The organism is Streptomyces niveiscabiei (assembly GCF_001419795.1).
GTDB lineage: Bacteria > Actinomycetota > Actinomycetes > Streptomycetales > Streptomycetaceae > Streptomyces > Streptomyces niveiscabiei.
This window is the reverse complement of the sequence record NZ_LIRL01000187.1, coordinates 1-20,053: the sequence shown is the minus strand read 5'-3', so window position 1 is coordinate 20,053 and position 20,053 is coordinate 1. Positions and strand designations below refer to the sequence as shown.

Here is a 20,053-nt window from a genome sequence, read left to right as displayed (position 1 = left end):
TGCGCCAGGAGACCCGCGACAGGGTGCTCGCGGCCATCGGCGAGCTGGGCTTCCGCCGCAACGCGACGGCGCTGGCCCTGGCGAGCGGGCGCAGCCGCAGCGTGACGGTGCTGACGGCGAACACGACGCACTACGGGTACGCGGCGATCCTCCAGGGCATCGAGGAGGCGGCCCGGGCGGCGTCGTACGCGGTGGGGATCGGCGTCCTGGAGTCGGCCGACGAGGCGGCCGTGACGGCGGAGGTGCGGCGCGCGGCGGACGCGAGCGGCGGCCTCATCGTGATCGCGTACGACCCGGCGGGCGTACGGGCGTTGACGTCCGTGCCCGCCGAACTCCCGGTCGTGGGCGTGGTGGAGACTCCTGCGAGCCCTCCGGACGGCGACCGCCCCTGGGTGTGGACGGACGACCGCGAGGCGGCGTACGAGGTGACGCGCCACCTCCTCGCGCTGGGCCACGGCACGGTGCACTACGTCGCGATCCCCTCCAGCACCCGCCGCACGGCGGCCCGCACCGAAGGCTGGCGCCAGGCCCTGCGCGAAGCCGGTGCCACGATCCCCCGTCCCCTGCAAGGGAGTTGGGGCCCGGCCGGCGGCCACGCGGCGGGCCGGAAGCTGGCCCGCGACCCCGCCGTCACCGCGATCCTGTGCGGCAACGACGACCTGGCGCTCGGCGTCCTGCGCGCCCTGCACGAGGCGGGCCGCGATGTCCCCGGCGAGGTCAGCGTGGCCGGCTTCGACGACGCCCCGCACGCCGCCTACCTCACCCCGTCCCTGACGACCGTCCGCCTCGACTTCACCGGCCTCGGCAGAGCCGCGTTCGCCTCGCTGCACGGGGTGCTGGAGCAGTCGGCCCACATCGCCCCGCACCCGGTCTCCGTCCCGGAGCTGGTGGTGCGGGAGAGCACCACCGCACCTCCCGCTGATCACTGAACTCCCCGCACGAGCACGACCGCACCTCCCACTGATCGCTGAACTCCCCGCACGAGCACCACTGTTCTGATCCTGCTTCCTGAACCACCCGTTCTCGAAAGGCACGTGATGCAGACAAGAGCTCTCCCCGCCCTCGCGCTGATCTGCGCGCTCGGCCTTGCCGCCACCGCGTGCAGTGACCCGACCTCCGCCGACTCCGGTACGGATGCCAAGGACACCCGGCGCACGGCCGTCGACCCGACCGCCCGTCTGGACGGCGTGAAGCTGACGATGTGGACCGCGCAGAACACGGTCACCGCGCCGAAGCAGGTGATCGACGCCTTCGAGAAGGCGACCGGCGCGCGGGTCGAGACGCAGGCGGTGCCGGACCTGTACGAGCAGAACGTGCCGACGAAGCTCGCCTCGGGCGACCGCCCGGACCTGATGTTCTGGCAGCCCTCGATCTCGACGCTGCCGTTCGTCCAGCCGAAGCAGAACCTCCTCACGCTGGACGGCGAACCGTGGGTGGCGAAACTCGGCGGCACGGAACAGAAGTTGGGTGTGATCGACGGCAAGCGGTACGCGGCGATCGTCACCAGCCCCGCGATGCTCGGCGTCTACTACAACAAGGACGTCTTCCGGCAGGCCGGCCTGAGCGAGAAGCACTTCCCGAAGTCCTACGACCAGCTTCTCGCTCTCGGCCGGACGGTCACCGACAGGACGGACGCGGCGGGCTTCTACGAGGCCGGGGGCGACAAGTGGCCGCTCCAGTGGCAGATGCAGCTCCAGCTGACCGACCTGGACCCGGCGTGGTGGGACGGCCTCAACAAGGGCGAGAAGAAGTGGACCGACCCGGTCGTGGTCGCCGCGATCAAGAAGTACAAGGAGAAGCTCCTCGACGCGGGGCTCGCGCAGAAGAACTACCGCACCGGCACGTTCACGGGCCAGGCGGACGCCCTGTGGAAGGGCGAGGCGGGGATGGTCCTCAACGTCACCTCGTTCCAGAGCCAGTTGCAGGCCAAGTACTCGACCGCCGAGATCGACCGGAAGATCGGCTGGTTCCCGGTCGCCAACTCCTCGGCAACAGGGCTGTATTCACCGGACCAGACGAACGGCGTGGTCGCCTTCCGCACCGGTGACGAGAAGCGGGAGAACGCGGCCCGGCAGTTCCTCGCGTTCTGGCTCGGGCCGGACTACGCCGACTACATCGCGGCGATGAAGATCCCGTCCGTCCAGCCGTCGGTGCCGACGCCGGCCGGGCTCCCGGAGGCGTCCAAGGCCCAAGTGGCCGCGCTGCCCAAGGCGATCGGCGTCTTCCAGGCCAAGGCGATCGTCGCCCCCGACACGCATCTCTACCTGGCCGACATGATCTACGGCAAGAAGAGTCCGCAGCAGGTCGCGCAGGCGATCCAGGACCAGTTCGCCCAGGTCGCCAAGGCACAGGGCGCGCCCGGGTTCTGACGATGACTCAGACCGCCGTAAGAACCAACTCCCGTCCCCCGAAAAGCCGTCAGACCAAGCCGGGAAGACTTCCCCGCGCCGCCGTCCACCACCCCTGGTGGTTCGCGCTGCCCGCGATCCTCGTCTTCGCGGGCTTCTTCCTCGCCCCCAACCTGCTCAACTTCTACTACCCGTTCACGAACTGGTCGTCGTACCACTCGGACATCGCGTTCACGGGCCTCGACAACTTCAGGACGGTCGCCGAGGACGGCTCCCTGCTGCGGGCGATCCGTACGACGCTGCTGTACGCCGTCCTCGCCGCGCTGTTCCAGAACGGCTTCGGTCTCGGCCTCGCGCTGCTGCTGGAGGCGGACACCCGGTTCAACCGCTTCTTCCGGGCCGTGTTCTTCCTGCCGGTGCTGATCTCGGCGCTCGCCACGGGGTACGTGTTCCAAGCGCTCCTGGACCAGGACGGCGCCCTCAACTCCGTGCTGGGGACGGACCTTCCGTGGCTGGGGTCGACGACCTGGACGCTGGTGATCGTCAGTGTCATCCACGGCTGGAAGTGGATGGGCCTCGCGATGCTCATCTACCTGGCGGGGCTCAAGGGCATCCCGGGTGACATGCTCGAAGCCGCGCGGATGGACGGCGCCGGGCCCTGGCGGACGTTCCGGTCGGTGCGCTGGCCCATGCTCGCGCCGGCCGTGACCTTCAACGTGACGACCGCGCTGATCGGTTCGATGAACACCTTCGACATCGTGCAGGCCACGACCGGCGGCGGCCCGGCGGCCTCCACGGAGGTCTTCAACATCTACATGTTCCGCATCTTCGGCCAGGGCCTGTACGCGCAGGCCACGGCGATGAGCCTGGTCCTCTTCCTGATCGTGGTCGCGGTGGCGATCCCGCTGGTCGTCGGGCTGAGGAGAAGGGAGCAACTCCTATGAATGTCTGGCGTGTTGCCCGCCCCGCCCTCGTCGTCCTCATCGCCGCGCTCGCCATCGGCGTGCCCCTGTGGCTGGTCGCGGTCACCTCCGCGAAGCCACAGGGGGAGGCCGTCAAGCCGAACCTGGACCTGCCCCAGCACTGGCAGCCCGCCAGCAACTACCAAGACGCGGTCAGCCAGGGCGAGATGCTGCGCGGGCTGCTCAACTCCCTGCTCGTCGTGGTGCCTTCGGTGGTGCTCGTGCTGGTGCTCGGCGCCGGGGCCGCGTGGGTGTTCGCGCGCCGCAAGTCCCGGCTGGTGTCGGCGGCTTACGCGCTGTGCATCAGCGGGCTGCTGCTGCCGCCGGCCGTCGTGACCGTCGTGATGGAGCTGCGGCAGCTGGGGCTGGCGAACACGCGGCCCGGCATGATCGCCGTGTACACCGGCATGTATCTGTCGACGTCCATCTTCTTCATGACGGGGTTCATCCGCGCGATCCCCTTCGAGCTGGAGGAGGCGGCGCGGATCGACGGGGCGCGCCCGGCGCGGATCTTCGTACGAATCGTCCTGCCGCTGCTCAGACCCGTGATCGCGACCGCGACGATCATGGTGACGCTCTATGCGTGGAGCGACGTCTTCTACGCGTTCTTCGTCCTCGGCGGCGGAGAGCGGGCCACTCTGCCGCTCAACCTCTACCAGGTGGCCAGCGCACAGCTCTACCTCAACAACTGGCATCTCGTCTTCGCGTACGTCGTGGTGATGAGCCTGCCGATGGTGGCCGTGTTCCTCGTCGGCCAGCGCAAGATCGTGTCCGGAATCACCAGTGGAGCCGTCAAATGACCGGAGGTCCAGCAGCGTGACCGCCCCCACCCGCACAAGATCCCGCGTACGAACCGCCCTTGTCACCACCGCACTTGGAGCCGCCCTCATGGCCGGTGCCCTCCCCGCAGCAGGAACGACCGCCGGAACGACCGCAGAAGCACCGCAACGCCTCTCCGTCGACCTCGCCGCCTCCGAGGGCCCCGTCCAACTCGGCGCGAACGGCGCCCTGTACGGCCTCGGCGACGACGGCGTGCCGAGCGACGCGGCTCTCGAACCCCTGAAGATCACCAGCGTCTCGCAGAAGCCGGACGGCGGCCTCCAGCACCCGAACGGCGACGCGCAGGCCGTGTCGAAGGCGTTCTTCCGCAACGGCGGCGGCGAGATCAACGTCATGATGCAGGACATCTACGCCAAGTGGCCGTACGAGGACCTCGGCATCGACGACTACCTCCCCAAGGTCGACAGCATCACCCGCCGCATAGCCGCCGACCCGAACAGCGAGCGGTTCGTCTACATCCCTTTCAACGAGCCGGACTTCATCTGGTACAAGCTCAACGGCCCCCAGGCGGAGTACGAGGTGGAGCGCGACCGCTTCCTCACGCACTGGAAGACGGTGTACGAGCGGATCCGCGCGATCGACCCGGACGCGGTGATCGCCGGGCCCAACGAGACCGGCTACTACCCGCGTTTCCTGCGGGACTTCCTCACCTTCGCCAAGCGCGAGAACGTCCTCCCGCAGATCATGACCTGGCACGAGCTCAACTCGGGCTCCCTGCGCGACTTCCAGGGCCACTACGACAACTACCGTGCCCTGGAGCGGGAGTTGGGCATCGGCCCGCTGAAGATCAACATCGACGAGTACGCGAACCGGCGCGACCTGTCCGTGCCGGGCCAACTCGTGCAGTGGATCTCGATGTTCGAGCGGAACAAGGTGTACGCCAACATGGCGTACTGGGACGCGGCGGGCAACCTCAGCGGTCACGTCGTCCGCTCCAACATCCCCAACGGCGGCTGGTGGCTGCTGCGTTGGTACGCGGGCCTGACCGGCGACACGGTCAAGGTGACCCCGCCGCAGGCCAACACCATCGACACGCTCCAGGGGCTGGCCTCGCTGGACACCTCCCGCCGTCAGGCCCAGGTCCTGCTGGGCGGCTCGGCGGGTGACGCGGACGTCGTCGTGCGCAACGTCCCCCGCAAGCTCTTCGGCCGTACGGTCACCGCGACGGTCGCCGAGGCCGCCTGGTCCGGGTACGAGGGGCAGCACGCGGCGCCGCAGGTCCTGAGCCGCGTCAAGGTCACCGTCGCCGCCGACGGCACGGTCACCGTCCCCCTGCGCGGCCTGCACAAGATGTCGGCGTACCGGATCGTCCTCACCCCGTCCGGCACCGGCACCCCCGCCGCCCCGTCCGTCCCCTGGTCCGCGTCGTACGAGGCCGAGGACGCGGCGATCACCGGCGGCACGGTCTACACGCACGGCACGGTCCAGAACGCCAACGGCTACGCGGCGTCCGGCACCAAGGACGTCGGCTCGCTCAACACCCCCGCCAGCAAGGTCGACTTCACAGTGACGGTCCCCGAGGACGGGGCGTACGACCTGGCGGTCCTGTACGGCAACCAGTCCGGCCGCCCGGCCACCCAGAAGCTGTCCGTGGACGGCGCCGCCCCGGTCACCGTGACGTACCCCTCCACCCAGAACTGGACCTACCGCGCCAAGCAGGACGTCCCCCTCCACCTCACGGCCGGCACCCACGTGTTGAGCCTCGCGAAGGGCGACGCCGAGGTCACGCTGGACCGCATCGACCTGACCCGCCGCAGCAAGGCAACGGCCTCCTACGAAGCCACTCTCGCGGACGTCAGCGGGCGTCCGGCGTTCGACTACTCCTCGTCGGCCGGCACCGGGACGGGTTCGCTCGTGCTGCGCGGCGGCGACAAGGCGGTGTTCGACGTGTACGCGCCGCGCGACGGCTACTACACGGTCGTACCGAAGGGGTCGGGGCCGGTCCAACTCGCCCTGCACGGAGCGAAGTTGGCCGCTGTGCCGAACCGTGCGCTGCGGCTGTACCTGGTCGCCGGGAACAACCGGATCGCGGTGACGGCCGGGCACGCGTCGCTGCGGTCGCTCGACGTGTCGGGGGACGGGTCCGGCACAGGAGCCACCAAGTACAGTGCCGCCGATGCCGTCCTCGCGGGCGGCGCGAAGCTGGTCGAGTCCGGGTACGCGCCCGGTGGGGCGTACGTCGGCAATCTCGGCAACAGCCCTGACAGCACGGCCGAGTTCAGAGTGGACGCGCCGAGGTCCGGGCGGTATCTGCTGGTCGTGACGTACGCGCACAACGACCGGCGGGACAACGGGCACGCCTACAACACGGACATCATGTCCCGCACGGCGGACGTCGCGGTCGGCGCGGGCGCGCCGCGGCGGGTCACGTTCAAGAACACGTGGAGCACCGACGACTACTGGACGGTCGGGGTCCCGGTCGAGCTGCGGAAGGGGGGCAACACGGTGACGTTCGGCAACGCGAGCGCCGCCGCCCCCGACATCGCGGGGATCGAGCTGGGCCGGATCGACGGCACGTACTGACCCGCGCCTGCGGGCAGCCTCCCGAGGGCTGCCCGCGGCCGGGGCGGTAACTTGTCCGGCATGAGCGCGATCACGCAGAACGGGCAGCTCGCGGGCCGTCTCGCAGGCAAGGTCATCGTCGTCACGGGCGCGGCCCGGGGGCAGGGGCTGGCCGAGGCCCACGCCCTGACCCGGGCCGGGGCGACCGTCGTCGCCACCGACGCGCGGCCCCAGGACGACGGGTGCCTGAAGCTCGACATCAGCTGCGAGGCCGACTGGGACGCGCTGGCCGGCGGGCTGCGCGAGTCGTACGGCCGGATCCACGGGCTCGTCAACAACGCGGGGATCACCGAGGGGCACCGGATCGACTCCGTGCGGCCCGAGGACATGGCCCGGGTGCAGGCCGTCAACACGACCGGGCCGCTCCTCGGCATCCAGAAGCTGTCCCCGCTGATGCCGCCCGGCTCGTCCATCGTCAACATCGGCTCGGCGACCGCGCTCACCGGCTACTACCCCGTCGCGTACACGGCCAGCAAGTGGGCGCTGCGCGCGGTCTCGAAGATCGCCGCGACCGAGCTGGGCCCCCGGGGCATCCGCGTCAACTCCGTCCTTCCCGGCTACATCGAGACGGAGATGACGGCCGCCGCCTCCCAGGCGTTCCGCGACGCGACCATCGGCGAGACCCCCCTGGGCCGCCCCGGCACGGTCGACGACATCGCCCCGCTCGTCGTCTTCCTCCTCTCCGACGACTCCTCCTTCATCACCGGCGCGGAGATCCCGGTGGACGGCGGCCTGACGGCCCACGGCGGCGTGAAGTCGATCTCGGACGCGCTCAAGGGCTAGCCCGCGTTGGTAGCGTCAGCCCTGCCTCGAACAACCAGCGCAGCCACACGTACGAGAGAGAGCAGATGTCCTCCCCCACGATCCGCAGGGCCGTCATTCCCGCCGCCGGGCTCGGTTCGCGCCTCTTGCCCCTCACCAAGGCGATTCCGAAGGAGATGCTGCCGGTCGGTGACAAACCGGTCGTCGAGCACACCGTGCGGGAGCTCGTGGACTCCGGCATCACGGACATCACGATCGTCGTGTCGGGCGGCAAGTCCCTGATCCAGGACCACTTCCGGCCGAACCCGGCGCTGGTGGACCAGTTGCGGGCGGACGGCAAGACGGCGTACGCGGACGCGGTGGAGGAGGTCGCCGAGCTGGCCCGGCGCGGCCACATCACCTACCTGGACCAGCGCGGCCCGTACGGCAACGGCACCCCCGTGCTGAACGCGGCGCGCTCCTTCAACGACGAGCCGGTGCTCGTCCTGTGGCCGGACGACGTGTTCGTGGCCGAGGTCCCCCGCGCCCAGCAGCTCATCCGGGCGTACGAGCAGACCGGCTGCCCGGTCCTGGCCCTGCTCCCGATGGACCCGAAGGACTCGCAGCGCTACGGCGTCCCGATCGTGAAGGAGGATCTCGGCGAGGGCCAGCTCCGCATCACGGGCCTGGTGGAGAAGCCGAAGCCGCAGGACGCCCCCTCGTCGTACGCGGCGATCGGCGGCTACGTCATCACCCCCGGCATCGTCGACGAACTCCGCGAGCAGACCCGCCGCTGGCACGAACACCGCACGGGCGAGATCTACTTGACGGACGCGATCAACGCGTACGCCGCGACCCGCGCCGTGTACGGCCAGGTGATCCAGGGCGAGTGGTACGACACCGGCAACCCGGCGGACTACCTGGTCGCCCAGATGGCGCACGCGCTCGCGCACCCGGAGTACGGCCCGGTCCTGCGCGGCCTGGTCCGCAAGCTCGACGGCACCCAGGAAGCAGGCGAATAGCCGTCACGGCGCCGGGAGTTGGGCGGACGTCAGCACCAGGTCCGCCCGCTCCCGCGTCTTCGCGACCATCTCGGCGTTGCGCTCGTCGCTTCTCGACACCCAGGCCACAGCGGCCTCGTGGCTCTTCCCGAACTCCTCGTGCCGGGCCACGAGCCGCCGTACCCGCTCCTCCTCGTCCGGCGCGCAGAACCACACCTCGTCGAGCGCGGCCCGGACCCGTACCCATGAACCGGTGTCCAGCAGAAGGTAGTTGCCCTCGGTCACGACGAGCCGCGCACTGGGCGGCACCGGGATCGCCCCGGCGATGGGCTGCTCCAGAACCCGCTCGAAGCCGGGCGCGTACACCAACTCCCCCGCAGACCGGAGCCGTTCCAGCAACGCGGCGTACCCCGCCGCGTCGAACGTCTCCGGCGCCCCCTTCCGGTCCCGCAGCCCCAGCCGGTCCAACTCGACGTCCGCGAGATGGAACCCGTCCATGGGCACATGCGCCGCGACCGGCCCCAGATCCCGCACCAGCCGTTCCGCGAGCGTCGTCTTCCCCGCTCCCGGGCTCCCGGCGATCCCGAGAATCGCCCGCCGCCCGGGGCGGACGAGCGCGGCGGCCCTGTGCACGAGCCGGCCATAAGTCAAGGCAGAGGTCATGGCACCAGTGTCCCGGGGGCCGGCCCCGATTCCGTCCGGAACCGGCCCTCTTGTCATCAGTACGCGGGTGTGCCGACGAGATCGGGCAGTGGGTTGACGAGCGCGCCCTTGCGTTCGGGCGCGGGTTCCACCGGCCAGACGGCCGGGCAATGCGTCCCGGGCGGCGGCGTCCTCAGCGTCAGCAGGTACGTGTCGATGGCGGCCCGCGCGCACGGGCTGAGCCAGTAGTCCCCGTGCCCGGCCCCGTCGTACGTCAGCAGGACGGCCTCCCGGCCGATCTGCCGCGCGGCGTTGGCGCCCCACGCGTGCGGAGTCGCCGGGTCGAAGCGGCTGTTGGTGAGCAGGATCGGCGGCGTCCCGTCGACCTTGAGCGGCCGGGGCGGGTTGGTGACCTCGGTGGGCCAGTTCTGGCAGCCGGTCATCGCCGTCCAGCCGAGCGGGCTGAGCCGGGTGACGGGGGCGACGCGGGCGAGCGCCTTCTTCTCCCGGGCGAGCGTGCCGTACGAGGGGACGCCGAACACGTAGTCCTGGCAGATGACCGCCGGGATCGGGTACGGCCCCGGGTCGGCGAACGCGGCGACGCGGCGGGCCGTTTCCTCGGTCGGGTCGTCGATGTCGCTGAGCAGGTCGGCGAGCTGGAACCAGGACGCCGGGTCGTACAGGAACCCGAAAACGGTCAACTGGACGTCCTGCGGCTTGAGTTCGATGCCGCCCGGCAGTTCGAGCTCACCGGCCTCGGCGCGCCGGTACAGCGAGTCGAAGAGGGCGCGGGCGTCACGGCCGTACAGCTCGCAGGCGGGTGTGCGGGCGCACCAGTCGGCGAACTGGCCGTAGACCTCCTCCATCGCGACGGCCTCGGTCCGCTGGAACGCCGAGCGGCCGAGGCTGTGGTCCATGTTGGAGTCGAGGGCGAGCGCGCGGACGCGGTGCGGGTAACGGGCCGCGTACTGCTGGCCGATGGCCGTGCCGTAGGAGACGCCGTAGTAGCTGATCCTGGACTCGCCGAGGGCGGCGCGGATCGCGTCCATGTCCTGGACGACGTTGCCGGTGTCCATGTGGCCGAGGAGGGGGCCGGTCCGGGCGAGGCAGTCCTTGCCGAGGCGGCCGGTCGCGGCGCGCAGGGCGGCGAAGTCGCGGGGGCTGCCGGGGTGGAGGAGGGGGTCCTGTGCGCGGATCAGGTCCCAGTCGCAGGTGACCGGGTGGCTGCGGCCGACGCCGCGCGGGTCGAAGCCCACGATGTCGAAGCGGGCGAGGAGTCCGGGCGAGAAGGTGGAGCGCGCGCCGAAGACGAAGTCGACGCCGGAGCCGCCGGGTCCGCCGGGGTTGACGAGCAGCGGGCCGATGCGGCGGGCCGGGTCGGTGGCGCGATGCCGGTTGAGGGCCAGGTCGATGGTCGCGCCCTTGGGCTTGGCGCGGTCCACCGGGACCTTGAGGGTGGCGCACTCGAATCCGCCGGTGCCGTCCGGCGCGGTACAGGGCTTCCAGGCGATTCGCCCTGCCGTGTACGCCGCCGGCGCCTCACCGGCCGGTGCCGCCGACGCCGTGGTGCCGCCGAGGAGCTGACCCAGCAGCGCGGCGGCGAGCGCCCCGGCCGCGAGAACACGACGGGTTCTTGTGCGGTGACTGTACGGGTGCTGTGTGCTCATGCCGGTCATTGTCCGCACCCGCCCCCGCCTCAACGGCCCTTTCACGACACGGGAGTTGTGTGAACTCCCGGAAACCTCTCCGGCCCCGGAAGTGACTGATGCCACAAGTGATACGCACCCGTTCCGTTAGCGGCGGGACTAGCCTGAGGCCGTTCAACGCCGAGGAGGGGTGCCCATGGCCGTCCGCCGCACCCGGATCACTCCCTTGCGCGCCGCCCAGGTGTACGAGGCCGTCCTCGCCCTGCTCCGCGAGGTCGGGTACGAAGCGCTCACGATGGAGGCGGTCGCCGCCCGCGTCCGGGCCGGGAAGGCCACGCTGTACCGGCAGTGGGGCGGCAAGCCCCAGCTGGTCGTCGCGGCGCTGGCCCAGCGCGAGCCGCTGCGGATCACCGAGGTCGACACGGGCTCGCTGCCCGGGGATCTGTACGAGATCGTCGACCGGGTCGGTGACGAGGCCCTGTCGCGCGGTCCCACCCTGCACCTCGGGGCCGGCAGCGCGATCCTCGGCAACCCCGAACTGCGGCGCTCGCTGCGCCGGTCGATGCTGGAGCCCGCGCTGGCCGACCTCGCCACGGTGCTCCGGCGCGCGGTGCGGCGCGGCGAGGTCCCCGGGGACTGTCCGGCGCTCGGCCTCGTCCCCGGGATGCTGCTGAGCGTCGTCCTGGCCCGGCCGCTGCTCGGCGAGGAACCGCTGACCGTCGTGGAGATGCGGCGCCACCTGGACGCGCTGGTGTTCCCGGCGCTGGGCCTGCGCCCGGCCCCGGCCTGCCCCTGAGACTCCCCGCACGCCACCCCCACGCCTCCCCCCACCGGGAGTCACCAGGAGAAACGCCATGCATGTGCTCCTCGTCGAGGACGATCCCGAGATCGCCGAACCCCTGGCCCGTGGCCTCGCCCGCTACGGGCACGACGTCCACTGGGTCGCCACCGGGCAGGAGGCGCTGCTCGCGGGCGGCGACCCGGAGATGGTCCTCCTGGACCTGGGCCTGCCGGACATGGAGGGGCTCGACGTGTGCCGCAGGCTGCGGGCCCGCAGCGAGGTGTCCCTCATCATGATCAGCGCGCGGGGTTCGGAGACGGACAAGGTGGTGGGGCTGGAGCTGGGTGCGGACGACTACGTCGTGAAGCCGTTCACCGTACGGGAGTTGATCGCCCGGATGCGGGCGGTGCAGCGCAGGCGGCTGGCCCCGCCGCCGGCCGCCGTCGTGCCCCGGCAGGCCGCCGCCGGGGTCCCCGGTGTCGTCATCGGGCTGCCCCGCCGCTCCCTGGACCGCTACGGCCGCCTGTCCATCGACCGGCTCGCGCACCGCACGTACCTCGACGACACGGAGATCCTGCTGAGCCCGAAGGAGTACGCGCTCCTCGTCTACCTCGCCGACCGGCTGGACACCCTCGCGACCCGCGAGGACATCATGGCGGCGGTGTGGGACAGCAACTGGTTCGGCCCGACGAAGACGCTGGACACGCACGTGTACGGGCTGCGGCACAAGCTGGGGGACGCGGTCTGCATCGAGGCGGTGCGGGGCGTCGGCTTCCGGCTGGCGGTGAAGACCGGAACGCCCGCACACCAGCCGGCTTCCTGACCGACACCGACGCCCGTCCCGCCGCTCAGACCGGTGCGCCCTCCAGGGGCCGTGCGGCGAGGAACGCCGTGCGTCGGCGCAGGGTGAAGCCGAGGGACTCGTAGAGGCGGATCGCGTTCGTGTTGCCCGCCCCGGTGTGCAGGAACGGCACCTCGCCGCGCTCCCGGATGCCGTGCGCGACCGCGAGGACGAGCCGCGTCGCCAGGCCCTGTCCCCGGTGTGCCGGGTCGGTGCACACGGCGCTGATCTCCGTGTACCCCGGCGGGTGCAGCCGCTCCCCGGCCAGCGCGACGAGCGCGCCCTCGCGGCGGATGCCGAGGTAGGTGCCGAGTTCGACGGTGCGCGGCAGGAACGGTCCTGGCCGGGTGCGGGCCACCAGGTCCAGGATCTCGGGGACGTCGGCGGCGCCGAGCCGTACGGCCTCCGGGTCCGGGGCCGTGTCGAGCCCGTCGTCGACGAGCTGCACGCCGTCGACCTGGAAGGTGACCTCCCACCCGGCGGGCACGTCTCCGCAGTAGCCGGACAACGGCACCTCGGCGCCGGGCCCGGCGAGCGCGGCGAGGTCGGCCCAGTCCCGCGCGTCCGGCTCGTCCGGCAGCGCGAGCCACGGCGAGACATCGACGGGGTACCGCAGCACCCGCCCTTTCCGCTCGGCGAACCTCGCGTGCGGCCCGGTCAGGGAGTGCAGCGCCGGATTGTCCAGGACGTGACTCACGCCGCTCCCCCGATCTCGATCACGACTGACGACGTGTGCCTCGGACATGGCTCCCTCTCTACGGCCCGGCTGTGTCATCCGTCACCAAGAAGCGCAGGTGGGAGGGTATTCCCGGGCCCCGCGAGCGTTCATACGGACGTAATGATCGGCCGCCGCGTGCGCCGCGTATCGTGGAGGCCGCACGAACGTTTCTCCGAGACAGGCACCCATGAACGTCACCCGAGGCTTCGCCGGGCGCCCCCGCGTCCACAACCCGGGGCTGCCGCCCGGCCAGTACGACGCGGGCGACGACTGGCCCGTCCTGTCCGCCGAGGTCACCCCCGACCTCGCGCCCGCCGACTGGACGTTCCGCATCGACGGCCTGGTGGCCGAGCCCCGCACCTGGACCTGGCAGGACGCGCGGGCGCTGCCCGGCTCCGAGTACCGGGGCGACATCCACTGCGTGACGAGCTGGTCCAAGTTCGGCGTCCGCTTCGGCGGGGTCTCGCTGGACGCGTTCCTCGCCGCCGTACGCCCCTCGGCGACCGCCACCCACGCGGTCGCCTACTCCCACACCGGCTACACGACGAACCTGCCCCTCGCCGACCTGACCGGCGGCAAGGCGTGGATCGCGTTCGCCTACGACGGCCGGCCGCTCGCGCCGGAACACGGCGGGCCCGCGCGGCTGCTGGTGCCGCACCTGTACTTCTGGAAGAGCGCGAAGTGGGTCGCGGGCATCCGGCTCCTCGACCACGACGAGCCGGGGTTCTGGGAGCAGAACGGGTACCACGCGCGGGGCAACCCGTGGGAGGAGCAGAGGTACTCCGGTGACTGAGGCGACGTTCGAGACCCGGTTCGCCGTGCCCGGCCGGATCGCCGTGTCCAACCGGGCGGCGGCCGTCTGGCAGACGGCGACCCTGACCGAGGTCCGCCGCGAGACCCCGTACGCGGCGACCTTCCGGTTCGCCGTGCCCGCGTGGGCCGGCCATCTCCCCGGCCAGCACCTGATGCTCCGCCTCACCGCCGAGGACGGCTACACCGCGCAGCGCCACTACTCGATCGCCTCCGCGCCGGACACCTCGGGCCACATCGAGCTGACCCTCGACCACGTGGAGGGCGGCGAGGTCTCCGGCTGGTTCCACACGGTCGCGAAACCCGGCGACCAGGTCGAGGTGCGCGGCCCGCTCTCCGGCTTCTTCGCCTGGCCCGGCGACCGCCCCGCGCTGCTGGTCGGCGCGGGCTCCGGGGTCGTCCCGCTGATGTCGATGGTCCGCCACCACCGGGCGCGTCAACTCGACGTACCGCTACGGCTGTTGGTGTCCGCGCGCGGCCCGCAGGAGCTGATCTACGCGCGGGAGTACGGCGCGGAGACGACCCCGGTGTTCACCCGCACCGCGCCCGACGGCTTCCCGGTGGGCCGGCTGAACTCCTCCCACCTGGAACCCCTCTTCGCCACCGGCACCGCCTGGGAGGCGTACGTCTGCGGCTCCAACGCCTTCGCCGAGCACGCCTCCCGCCTGCTGGTCGCCGCGGGCCAGCCGGTCGACCGGATCAGGATCGAACGGTACGGCTGAACAAGGTCAGTTGATGTTCCAGACCGTGGGCAGCGGGGTGGGGACGCGGTACGTGTCGTCGCGGATGTAGGTGCCGCAGTTGGCGGCGTGCCACTCGAAGTGGACGGTGTCGCCCGACTCGACGTTGACGTTGCGGATCGTCACCGAGCCGCCGGGCGTGAACTGGACGGAGCCGTTGCTGGTCCCGCCGGTGGAGGTGTCGGTCACGTAGACGCAGGCCGCTCCGGCGGGGATGCGCTGGCTGCCGACGGTGATGTTGATCGAGGTCGCCGAGGCGGGCCCCGCGGTGAGCGCGACCGCGGAGGCCGCCGCGACGAGTGCCGTCGGCAGGAGCGTGCGCTTGCGTGTGGTCAACTGCATGGTTCTTCCGCCGTTTCGTGGGGGGGGGTGGGACACCATGTCCCGGCCCCACTCTCGGTGTTCGCGCGGCCCGGCCAATAGAGGAAAAATCCACCACCTCTGCCGATCTCCCCCACCATATGTTAGAAAGTTCAAGATCTTTGGTCGCCCCCGAGCTCCAACCCCCCACTTCGAGGAGCCGTAGTGCCACAACACATGTGCGTGGAATGGGCCCTGCCCACACCCGGTCTGTCGATCGCGCTCGTCAGCCAGGGTGCACCCCCGCCCGCCGCCCTCGCCCACTTCCGCACGCGTCAGGTCGGGAGACGTTCCGACGTCCGTCCCGACGACGACGTCCTCCTCTTCCACGGGCCCGGCGCGGCCCACGCGGTACGCGGCTTCCGTCTGACGGCCGGGCCCGGACTGCCGCCCGCCGCCGTCCTCGCGCCCCGGCTGGACTGGGACGACGTCTCCATGGCCCTCGACCACGGGGCCACCAGCTACCTCGTGGAGACCTCCCCCGGCCCCCGACTCCTCGCCGAGGCCCTCGACCTGACCTCCCAGGGCGCCACGGTCCTCGCGCCGGTCGTCGTCGAACATGTGAAGGCCGCCCGCCGGTCCCGGACGGGCATCGCCCGGCAGCGCCCCTGCCCCGACGCCGCCGGCCGCCTGTCGCCCCGGGAGCGCGAACTCATGGCCCGGCTCACGTCCGGTGACACGGTCCCGGAGATCGCCGCGGGCATGAACCTCACACAGAAGACCGTCACCAACTACCTGAGCCGGATCTACCAGAAGCTCGGCGCCCGCAGCCGCTCGGACGCGATCCTGCGCTGGCTCGGCGTCCTGGAGATCCAGGCGGCGTGACGGTACGCACCCGCCCATACCCTCCAGTCTCACCCACCTCTCCTGGACACCACCGGACCCGGCCCGGAGCCGACCCCCGTGGCGGTATCGGCGGAGCCGTCCGCCCGCTCCGGTTCGCCGGGTGGGATGCGGCTTCCCGTCCGCACCCGGAGTCCATCCGGGGGCGCGGAGACGGCCGGTCGGTAATCGGCTGGCGGGCGGTCGCGAGGGCGGTGAGACTGCGTCGATGATCAGTCACGCGCTGCTGCGTCCCCGCGCCCTCGTGCCCGGGGACCTCGTCGTCGTCGCCTCGCTGTCCGGTCCGCTGTACGCCGAGTACGCGCCCGATCTCGACCGGGCCGTGGCCGTGCTGGAGGGGATGGGGTTCCGGGTGCGGCGGGCGCCGCTGCTCGAAGCCGGGCGGCGGCGCTGGTGGAGCGCGGCGCGGCCGGCGGAGGTCGCCGAGGAGTTCAACGGGCTGCTGCGGGACCCCGAGGTGCGGGCGATCGTCGCGCACGACGGGGGCCAGACCGCGTTCGGCTACCTCGACCTCATCGACTACGACGCGGTCGCCGCCGACCCCAAGCCGGTCCTCGGCCTCAGCGACATCTCCCTCCTGCACCTGGTCCTGTACGCCCGCACGGGCCTGGTCGGCTTCCACACCGACCTGGCCACACCCGGCCTCGGCGGCCACTGGCAGCGCACGACCCCGGCCCGCCGGGCCGAGCTGGAGCGGCTCTACACGACGCTGCTGACCGGCACGGAACCGATCGGCGCGCTGCCGTCCACCCCGGGGTGGGAGTGCTGGCGCCCCGGCCGCGCCGAGGGCCCCCTCGTCGGCGGCGTCGTCAACCGCATCGCCCTCAACCAGGCGACGCCGTACGCCCTGCCCCTCGAACGGTTCGACGGCGCGCTCCTGTTCTGGGAGGAGGCGGGCGGCCTCGCCGCGCACGTGTGGACGTACCTCCAGGTCATGCGGCACTGCGGCATCCTCGACCGGATCGCGGGCATGGTCGTCGGCGTCCCGGACGGCATCGCCGGCCTCGGCACGGGTACGCCGGACCCGACCCTGCGCGACCTCGTCCTCGACGCCCTCGGCGACCGGGACATCCCGGTCCTCGGCAACGTCGAGTTCGGGCACGCGGGGGCGAACCTGCCGATGCCGGTGGGGGTGCGGGCGGAACTCGACGCGGGTGCACGGACGTTGTCGCTGCTCGAACCGGCGGTGCGGGCGCGCTGACGGGACTGTCCTCCTGAACGGCCGTCGCGGGCACGCGTGACGGTGCCGTGAACAGTCATTGACAAGCCGAATCCGGTCGGGTTGTCATGAACACATGATCCACCCCGACCGCGGCCCCGCCCCCGGCGTCCCAGGCCCCCGCCCGCTGTGCTCCTGATCGGCCGCCGGGAGCTGCTCGACACCGCGCGGGCCGAACTGGCCACCGCCCCCGGCGTGTTGTTCCACGGGCCCGCCGGGATCGGCAAGTCGACGCTGGTGGACGCGCTCCTGACGACCACCCGGGCCGCGACGGTCCTGCGCTGCTCCCCGTCCGAGGAGGACGCCGGCCTCCCGTACGCCGGTCTCGTGGACCTGTTCGCGCGGGTGCCGGACAGCCGCCTGGACTCCCTCGCGCCCCCGCTCCGGGACGCGTTGCGGGGCGCGCTGCTGCGGGGCGAGGCACCGGGAGACGGCCGGGGCAGGCTCGCCGTACGCATCGGCGTGCTCGACGTGCTGCGGGAGTTGGCGTCCGAGGGGTCCGTGCTGCTGGCCGTCGACGGGGTGCAGTGGCTCGACGCGGAGAGCGCGGAGGTGCTCGCGTTCGTGGTGCGCCGGGCGGGCGGGCTCGATCTGCGGGTGGTGGCCGCCGAGCGGGTCGCGGACGGGGAGCGGCCCGAGGGGGTGTGTCCGCCGGGTACGGCCGTGCTGCGGGTGCCGCCCTTGTCGTACGACGAGGTGGCGCGGATCGTGCGCGCCGGCCTGCCACCCGACGTGCTGCGTGCGCTCCAGGAGACCGCCGCCGGAAATCCGTCGTACGCACGGGAGTTGCAGCACTCCCCCCTGCTCGGCCCGGTGCTCGACGTCCCCCGGCACCTGCGTACCCGGCTGCTGGCGGGGATGCCGGAGGACATACGGCGCACCCTGCTCGTCGCGAGCGCCGCCGACCGTCCCACCCTCACCGTGCTGCGGGCCGCCGGGCTCGACGACCCGGCCTGCGCCCTCGCGGCGGCCGACGCCGACGGGGTCGTACGGTTCGCGCACCCCGTCGTCCGGGCCGCCGTCTACTCCGACGCGTCGGTGCGCGAACGGCGGGAGGCGCACGCCCTGTTGGCGGGCGCGGTCGCCGACCCGGTGGAGCGGGCCCGGCATCTCGCGCACGCCCGCCCGTACGAGGACGAGGACACCGCGCGCACGCTGGAGGCGGCGGCGGAGTACGCGCGCGGGCGCGGGGAGCCCGGCGCCGCGTTCGAGCTGGCCCGGCTCGCGGCCCGCCGTACCCCGGTCGAACACGCGCGCGCCGAGCGGCTGTTGGCCGCCGCCGGGTACGCCTGTGACGCGGGGCGGCAGGAGGAGGCGGGCGAGGCCGCCGGGGCGGTGCTGGCCGGGTCGGGGGACGCGCGGCAGCGGGTGCGGGCGCGGGTGGTGCTGCTGCGCAACGCCGGGCAGGCGCTGGAGGGGGCGCGCGATCTGATCGCGGAGGGGCTGCGGGACGCGGCCGGGGACGCGGAGGCCGAGGGGTGGCTGCACCACTGGGCCGCCGTAAGGGGCCTGCTGTGCGGGGAGTTGACCGAGGCGGCCCGGCACGCGCGCCGGGCCGCCGCCCTCGGCGACACGGACACCCGGATCGGGGCGCTGGCCACGCTCGGCCGGGTGCTGTCGCTGGCCGGGGAGCCGGTCGCGGCCGGGGCCGCGCTGGAGGAGGCGCTCGCGCTGACGGGCGGTCACGGGAGCGGCCCGGACGGCTGGGGGCTGATCCGGATGCGGGCGGTCCTCGCGCTGGACTCGGACCGGGTCGGCGAGGCCCGCGCGCAGGTCACCGGGCTCCTCGCGGTGATCGGCGACGTCGCCGGCGTCGAGGAGGCGACGGCCACCCTGGTCGCGCTGACCCGCATCCAGGTGCGCGCCGGCGACTGCCGCGAGGCCCTGGTGACCGCCGCGCGCTGCGAGGCGGGCGCGGGCACGGCGCCCGTGCTGTACGCGCGGGCCCTCGCGGCGACCGCGGGCGGCACCGCCGACGAGGCCCGCCGGCTCGCCGGTGAGGCGGTCCGCGCCTCGGAGGCCGACGGCGACCGGCTGTTCCTGGTGCGCGCGCTAGCGGTCCTCGGGCAGGCCGAACTCCTCACCGGCGACCCGCGCGGCGCGGCGGCGGCCGTCGAGGCGCTCCAGCGGGTGCGCGGCCTCGGCGCCGCGATGGGCGCCGCCGATCCGCCGCTGCTGCACTGGTACGCGGATCTGGCGGAGGCGCTGGTGGTGCTCGGCGAGTGCGAGGAGGCCGGGGCGGTGCTGGGCGAGGCCCGCGCGCGGATGTCGGGGGACGTCCCGGGGAGCGCGCTGGCGGCCCTGGAGCGGGCGGAGGGGCTGCGGGCGGCGGGACTCGGCGCCGCGAAGGAGGGTGTCGTCCGGCTGCGGACGGCCGTCGAGCGGCTGCGGCACCTGCCGTTGCCGGTGGACCTCGTACGGACGCTGATCGCGCTGGGGACGGTCGAGCGGCGGGCCCGGCACCGCAGCGCGGCGCGGGCGGTGCTCGGGGAGGCGCTGGGGACGGCGGACCGGATCGGGGCCGCGGCGCTCGCGGCGCGCGCCGGGGCGGAGCTGGCGCGGCTGGAGGCCGGGGAGCGCGGCGAGGGACCCGGGCTGACGCCGACGGAGGCGCGGATCGCGGAGCTGGTCGGGGGCGGGGCCACCAACCGGGAGGTCGCCGCGAAGCTGTTCATCAGCGTCAAGACCGTGGAGGGGGCCCTGTCGCGGGTCTACCGGAAGGTGGGGGTGCGGTCGCGGACGGCGCTGGCGCACGCGATGGCGGTGGCCGTGCTGGCCTCGGGCGCGGCAGTGGACACGCCGGACGACGAGCGGGTCGTCCCGGCGGTGACGCTGAGTCAGCCGAGCCGGGCCCACAACCGCCGTTCCGGCACAGGGCGTTGACGTGACATCCGCTGTTAACACGTGACGCAAGGGTTCCCCCGCTTATGAGGGGTGGCCCGGTCTTCCTACGGTGAAGCCGTTCCGCTTCCGGAACAGCCCCCCCCCCCCCCCCCCGA

18 protein-coding genes are annotated in these 20,053 nt (G+C 72.6%); 14 read left to right on the top strand and 4 right to left on the bottom strand.

Annotated elements, in window-relative coordinates; all coding sequences use genetic code 11:
• The 7 genes from AOK24_RS10485 to AOK24_RS10455 form a co-directional block, all read left to right on the top strand.
• On the top strand, positions 1-929 hold a 929-nt coding region (locus AOK24_RS10485), incomplete at its 5' end, for a LacI family DNA-binding transcriptional regulator (protein WP_055719788.1).
• Positions 930-1,037: 108 nt separating this feature from the next.
• A complete protein-coding gene (locus AOK24_RS10480; protein WP_055719787.1) occupies positions 1,038-2,369 on the top strand; it encodes an ABC transporter substrate-binding protein in 1,332 nt (443 codons plus the stop codon).
• Between the two features lie 2 nt (positions 2,370-2,371).
• Positions 2,372-3,292: a carbohydrate ABC transporter permease gene (locus tag AOK24_RS10475; RefSeq protein ID WP_055719786.1), complete on the top strand. Its 921-nt coding sequence runs from the start codon at positions 2,372-2,374 to the stop codon at positions 3,290-3,292.
• Positions 3,289-4,110, top strand: coding sequence for a carbohydrate ABC transporter permease (locus AOK24_RS10470; RefSeq protein WP_055719785.1), 822 nt, complete (start codon positions 3,289-3,291; stop codon positions 4,108-4,110). The genes AOK24_RS10475 and AOK24_RS10470 overlap by 4 nt, the downstream gene beginning before the upstream one ends.
• Before the next feature lie 88 nt (positions 4,111-4,198).
• The gene (locus AOK24_RS10465) at positions 4,199-6,673 is read left to right on the top strand and encodes a carbohydrate-binding protein (protein WP_055719784.1); all 2,475 of its coding nucleotides are present in this window, start codon (positions 4,199-4,201) and stop codon (positions 6,671-6,673) included.
• Positions 6,674-6,733: 60 nt separating this feature from the next.
• Positions 6,734-7,495, top strand: a complete 762-nt coding sequence (locus AOK24_RS10460) for an SDR family NAD(P)-dependent oxidoreductase (protein ID WP_055719783.1) — start codon at positions 6,734-6,736, stop codon at positions 7,493-7,495.
• Positions 7,496-7,560: 65 nt separating this feature from the next.
• Complete coding sequence (locus AOK24_RS10455; RefSeq protein ID WP_055719782.1) at positions 7,561-8,475, top strand: UTP--glucose-1-phosphate uridylyltransferase; 915 nt, start codon at positions 7,561-7,563, stop codon at positions 8,473-8,475.
• A 3-nt stretch (positions 8,476-8,478) separates the two neighbouring features.
• Here the strand turns inward: AOK24_RS10455 and AOK24_RS10450 are convergent, their stop codons facing one another.
• Both AOK24_RS10450 and AOK24_RS10445 read right to left on the bottom strand, forming a co-directional pair.
• On the bottom strand, positions 8,479-9,117 hold the full coding sequence (locus AOK24_RS10450) for a nucleoside/nucleotide kinase family protein (RefSeq protein ID WP_206191176.1): 639 nt from the start codon (positions 9,115-9,117) through the stop codon (positions 8,479-8,481).
• A 56-nt stretch (positions 9,118-9,173) separates the two neighbouring features.
• Positions 9,174-10,763: an alpha/beta hydrolase gene (locus AOK24_RS10445; protein ID WP_055719791.1), complete on the bottom strand. Its 1,590-nt coding sequence runs from the start codon at positions 10,761-10,763 to the stop codon at positions 9,174-9,176.
• Between the two features lie 175 nt (positions 10,764-10,938).
• Here AOK24_RS10445 and AOK24_RS10440 point away from each other — a divergent pair, with 175 nt between their 5' ends.
• Both AOK24_RS10440 and AOK24_RS10435 read left to right on the top strand, forming a co-directional pair.
• On the top strand, positions 10,939-11,538 hold the full coding sequence (locus AOK24_RS10440) for a TetR/AcrR family transcriptional regulator (RefSeq protein WP_055719781.1): 600 nt from the start codon (positions 10,939-10,941) through the stop codon (positions 11,536-11,538).
• 58 nt (positions 11,539-11,596) lie between these two features.
• The gene (locus AOK24_RS10435) at positions 11,597-12,346 is read left to right on the top strand and encodes a response regulator transcription factor (RefSeq protein ID WP_055719780.1); all 750 of its coding nucleotides are present in this window, start codon (positions 11,597-11,599) and stop codon (positions 12,344-12,346) included.
• A 25-nt stretch (positions 12,347-12,371) separates the two neighbouring features.
• Here the strand turns inward: AOK24_RS10435 and AOK24_RS10430 are convergent, their stop codons facing one another.
• Positions 12,372-13,109: a GNAT family N-acetyltransferase gene (locus AOK24_RS10430; RefSeq protein WP_055719779.1), complete on the bottom strand. Its 738-nt coding sequence runs from the start codon at positions 13,107-13,109 to the stop codon at positions 12,372-12,374.
• Between the two features lie 160 nt (positions 13,110-13,269).
• On the opposite strand from AOK24_RS10430, the gene AOK24_RS10425 reads away from it, so the two are divergent.
• Together AOK24_RS10425 and AOK24_RS10420 are read left to right on the top strand one after the other, a co-directional pair.
• Positions 13,270-13,875, top strand: a complete 606-nt coding sequence (locus AOK24_RS10425) for a sulfite oxidase-like oxidoreductase (protein WP_055719778.1) — start codon at positions 13,270-13,272, stop codon at positions 13,873-13,875.
• Positions 13,868-14,614: a ferredoxin reductase gene (locus AOK24_RS10420; RefSeq protein WP_055719777.1), complete on the top strand. Its 747-nt coding sequence runs from the start codon at positions 13,868-13,870 to the stop codon at positions 14,612-14,614. The genes AOK24_RS10425 and AOK24_RS10420 overlap by 8 nt, the downstream gene beginning before the upstream one ends.
• Positions 14,615-14,620: 6 nt before the next feature.
• Here the strand turns inward: AOK24_RS10420 and AOK24_RS10415 are convergent, their stop codons facing one another.
• Positions 14,621-14,974 (bottom strand): hypothetical protein, encoded by a 354-nt coding sequence (locus AOK24_RS10415; RefSeq protein ID WP_055719776.1) that lies wholly within the window; start codon positions 14,972-14,974, stop codon positions 14,621-14,623.
• A 183-nt stretch (positions 14,975-15,157) separates the two neighbouring features.
• Here AOK24_RS10415 and AOK24_RS10410 point away from each other — a divergent pair, with 183 nt between their 5' ends.
• The 3 genes from AOK24_RS10410 to AOK24_RS10400 all read left to right on the top strand — a co-directional run bounded on the left by AOK24_RS10410 (position 15,158) and on the right by AOK24_RS10400 (position 19,937).
• Positions 15,158-15,817: a helix-turn-helix transcriptional regulator gene (locus tag AOK24_RS10410; RefSeq protein WP_133258140.1), complete on the top strand. Its 660-nt coding sequence runs from the start codon at positions 15,158-15,160 to the stop codon at positions 15,815-15,817.
• A gap of 226 nt (positions 15,818-16,043) precedes the next feature.
• Complete coding sequence (locus AOK24_RS10405) at positions 16,044-17,036, top strand: S66 peptidase family protein (RefSeq protein WP_055719774.1); 993 nt, start codon at positions 16,044-16,046, stop codon at positions 17,034-17,036.
• A gap of 147 nt (positions 17,037-17,183) precedes the next feature.
• A complete protein-coding gene (locus tag AOK24_RS10400) occupies positions 17,184-19,937 on the top strand; it encodes an AAA family ATPase (protein ID WP_240553779.1) in 2,754 nt (917 codons plus the stop codon).
• The last annotated feature ends 116 nt before the right edge of the window (positions 19,938-20,053 follow it).

Coding starts and splice junctions, on each gene's coding strand:
- AOK24_RS10460 (WP_055719783.1), top strand. CDS start 6,734: ATGAGCGCGATCACGCAGAACGGGCAGCTCGCGGGCCGTCTCGCAGGC.
- AOK24_RS10465 (WP_055719784.1), top strand. CDS start 4,199: ATGGCCGGTGCCCTCCCCGCAGCAGGAACGACCGCCGGAACGACCGCA.
- AOK24_RS10405 (WP_055719774.1), top strand. CDS start 16,044: ATGATCAGTCACGCGCTGCTGCGTCCCCGCGCCCTCGTGCCCGGGGAC.
- AOK24_RS10435 (WP_055719780.1), top strand. CDS start 11,597: ATGCATGTGCTCCTCGTCGAGGACGATCCCGAGATCGCCGAACCCCTG.
- AOK24_RS10470 (WP_055719785.1), top strand. CDS start 3,289: ATGAATGTCTGGCGTGTTGCCCGCCCCGCCCTCGTCGTCCTCATCGCC.
- AOK24_RS10430 (WP_055719779.1), bottom strand. CDS start 13,109: ATGTCCGAGGCACACGTCGTCAGTCGTGATCGAGATCGGGGGAGCGGC.
- AOK24_RS10475 (WP_055719786.1), top strand. CDS start 2,372: ATGACTCAGACCGCCGTAAGAACCAACTCCCGTCCCCCGAAAAGCCGT.
- AOK24_RS10425 (WP_055719778.1), top strand. CDS start 13,270: ATGAACGTCACCCGAGGCTTCGCCGGGCGCCCCCGCGTCCACAACCCG.
- AOK24_RS10450 (WP_206191176.1), bottom strand. CDS start 9,117: ATGACCTCTGCCTTGACTTATGGCCGGCTCGTGCACAGGGCCGCCGCG.
- AOK24_RS10440 (WP_055719781.1), top strand. CDS start 10,939: ATGGCCGTCCGCCGCACCCGGATCACTCCCTTGCGCGCCGCCCAGGTG.
- AOK24_RS10415 (WP_055719776.1), bottom strand. CDS start 14,974: ATGCAGTTGACCACACGCAAGCGCACGCTCCTGCCGACGGCACTCGTC.
- AOK24_RS10480 (WP_055719787.1), top strand. CDS start 1,038: ATGCAGACAAGAGCTCTCCCCGCCCTCGCGCTGATCTGCGCGCTCGGC.
- AOK24_RS10455 (WP_055719782.1), top strand. CDS start 7,561: ATGTCCTCCCCCACGATCCGCAGGGCCGTCATTCCCGCCGCCGGGCTC.
- AOK24_RS10445 (WP_055719791.1), bottom strand. CDS start 10,763: ATGAGCACACAGCACCCGTACAGTCACCGCACAAGAACCCGTCGTGTT.